Source organism: Methylobacterium sp. J-059 (assembly GCF_022829485.1).
Lineage (GTDB): Bacteria > Pseudomonadota > Alphaproteobacteria > Rhizobiales > Beijerinckiaceae > Methylobacterium.
The window spans coordinates 1-3,082 of record NZ_JAKSYA010000161.1 but is presented as its reverse complement, the minus strand read 5'-3'; the positions used below and the strand labels follow the sequence as shown (position 1 = coordinate 3,082).

General features: G+C 74.3%; 2 protein-coding genes. Both read left to right on the top strand.

What is annotated here, in order from left to right; translation table 11 throughout:
• Positions 1 to 1,720: type I secretion system permease/ATPase (locus tag MKK55_RS25150; RefSeq protein ID WP_409566126.1), on the top strand; the 1,720-nt coding region annotated here is incomplete at its 5' end.
• Between the two features lie 2 nt (positions 1,721 to 1,722).
• Positions 1,723 to 3,082: HlyD family type I secretion periplasmic adaptor subunit (locus MKK55_RS25145; RefSeq protein WP_243938234.1), on the top strand; the 1,360-nt coding region annotated here is incomplete at its 3' end.

Here is a 3,082-nt window from a genome sequence, read left to right as displayed (position 1 = left end):
GGCCCTGACGTCCTGCCGGACGGCGTTCGTCGGCGTCGCGGTGATGAGCGGCGTGGTGAACGTGCTGTACCTCACCGGCTCGTTCTTCATGCTGGAGGTCTACGACCGGGTGATCCCGAGCCGTTCGGTGCCGACGCTGATCGGGCTGATGGCGCTGGCGCTGACGCTGTACGCGTTCCAGGGGGCGCTCGAGGCGATCCGCTCGCGCATCCTCGCCCGCGTCGGGGCGGCGCTCGACGAGGCGCTGTCGGGCCGCGTGTTCGACCTCGTGGTGCGTGCGCCGCTCAAGGGGGCCGCCCCCGGCGACGGGCTGCTGCCGCTGCGCGACCTCGACCAGATCCGCGCGTTCCTGTCGGGCACCGGCCCGTCGGCGTTCTTCGACCTGCCGTGGCTGCCGATCTACCTGGCCGTCTGCTTCCTGTTCCACCCGCTGATCGGCGTCGCCGCGCTCTGCGGCGCCCTCTTCCTCGCGGCGGTGACGTGGCTGACCGACCGCGCCACCCGCAGGCCGGCCCAGGCCGCCACCGGGCACGGCCTGCGCCGCAACGGCCTGGCGGAGGCCGGGCGCCGCAACGCCGAGGTGCTCGCCGCGCTCGGCATGCAGGGCCGCTTCCAGGCGCGCTGGGCCGGGGCCAACCGCGACTACATGGACGCCCAGCAGCGCAACGCCGACGTGGCCGGGGGCCTCGGCGCCGTGTCGAAGGTGTTCCGCATGGCGCTGCAATCGGGCGTGCTGGCGCTCGGCGCCTGGCTGGTGATCCAGGGCCAGGCCACCGCCGGCATCATCATCGCGAGCTCGATCCTGGTGTCGCGGGCGCTGGCCCCGGCGGAACTCGCCATCGCCAACTGGAAGGGCTTCGTCCAGGCGCGCCAGAGCTGGGCCCGGCTCTCGGACCTGCTCGCGCGCATCCCGGCCGGGCAGCCGCGCCACGGCCTGCCGGCGCCGTCGCGGACGCTGACGGTGGAGGCGGTCACGATCGCCCCGCCCGGCTCGCAGCGTCCGGTGGTCGGCGAGGTCAGCTTCGCGCTGAAGGCCGGGCAGGGCCTCGGGGTGATCGGCCCCTCGGCCTCCGGCAAGTCGAGCCTGATCCGCGCGCTGATCGGCGTGTGGCCGCTCCTGCGCGGCAAGGTGCGCCTCGACGGGGCGGCCCTCGACCAGTGGGAACCGGCCGACCTCGGCCCCCATCTCGGCTACCTGCCGCAGGAGGCGGAGCTGTTCGCCGGCACCATCGGCGAGAACATCGCCCGCTTCGACCCGGCGGCCTCGGCCGAGGCGGTGATCGCGGCGGCGCAGGCGGCGGGCATCCACGAGATGGTGCTGCGGCTGACCGACGGCTACGACACCCGGATCGGCGAGGGCGGGGCGGGCCTGTCCTCCGGCCAGCGCCAGCGCATCGGCCTGGCGCGGGCGCTCTACGGCGACCCGTTCCTGGTGATCCTCGACGAGCCCAACGCCAACCTCGATGCCGAGGGCGAGAACGCGCTGACCCGGGCGATCCTCGGCGTGCGGGCGCGGGGCGGCATCTGCATCGTCGTGGCCCACCGCCCCTCGGCCCTGGCCGCGCTCGACCTCGTGCTGATGATGGCCGACGGCCGCGCCCAGGCCTTCGGCCCGAAGGACGAGGTGTTCAAGCGCGTGCTGCGCGCCGCCCCCGAACCGGCCCCGGCGGGGCTGCCCGCGCAAGGGCCCGCGAAGCCGACCCTGCAGGAAAGCGCCTGACCATGGCCGACCCCGTGATCCTCGCAGGCCCGATCCCCGCCGTCCCGGCCGCCCCCCTGCCGCCGCGCCCCCGCGCCCGGGCCTCGATCCGGCGCCACCTCGCGCTGAGCCTGGGGCTCGGCACCGTGCTGGTGGTCGGCGTCGGCGGCTGGGCCACCTTCACCGAGATCGCCGGCGCGGTGATCGCGCCGGGCCAGCTCGTGGTCGAGTCCGACGTCAAGAAGGTGCAGCACCCCACCGGCGGGGTGGTCGGGGAGCTGCGCGTGCGCGAGGGCGACCGGGTCAAGGCCGGCGACGTGCTGATCCGCCTCGACGAGACGCAGACCCGGGCCAACCTCGACATCGTGCTGCGGGCGCTGGATGAGCTCGACGCGCGCCATGCCCGCGACGAGGCCGAGCGCGACGACGCCCCGACGATCGCCTTCCCCGCCGAGCTGCTGGGCCGCCGGGACGCCGACCCCTCGGTCGCCCGCCTCGTCGACGGCGAGACCCGCCTGTTCGCCGCCCGCCGCGCCGGCCGCGCCGGGCAGAAGGCGCAGCTCTCCGAGCGCATCGAGCAGCTGCGCCAGGAGATCGGCGGCCTGACCCAGCAGGCCAACGCCAAGGAGCGCGAGATCGCGCTGATCCTCACCGAGCTGACGGGGGTGCGCGAGCTCTACGCCAAGAACCTGGTGCCGCTCTCGCGCGTCACGGCGCTCGAGCGCGAGACCGCCCGGCTCCAGGGCGAGCGCGGCCAGCTCGTCGCGCAGACCGCCTCGGCCAAGGGCAAGATCACCGAGACCGAGCTGCAGATCCTGCAGGTCGACGGCGACATGCGCACCGAGGTCGGCAAGGATCTCGCCGAGATCCGCGGCAAGCGCTCGGAGCTGCGCGAGAAGCGGGTCGCGGCCGAGGACCAGCTCAAGCGCATCGACCTGCGCAGCCCGCAGGACGGCACCGTCCACCAGATGACGGTCCACACCGTGGGCGGGCTGGTGACGCCGTCCGAGCCGGCGATGCTGATCGTGCCCACGGCCGACCAGCTCGCCGTCGAGGTCAAGATCCCGCCCCAGGACATCGACAGCGTGCGCCGCGAGCAGCGCGCGGTGCTGCGGTTCTCCGCCTTCAACAGCCGCACCACGCCCGAGATCGACGGCACGGTGAGCCGCGTCTCGGCCGACGTCTCGACCGATCCCAAGACCGGCCAGAGCTACTACACCGCCCGCATCCGCGTGCCCGAGACCCAGCGCGAGCGCCTGGGCGAGGTCCAGCTCGTGCCCGGCATGCCGGTCGAGGCCTTCCTCCAGATCGGCGAGCGCTCCGTGATGAGCTACCTGATGAAGCCGCTCGCCGACCAGGTCGCCAAAGCCTGGCGCGAGAAGT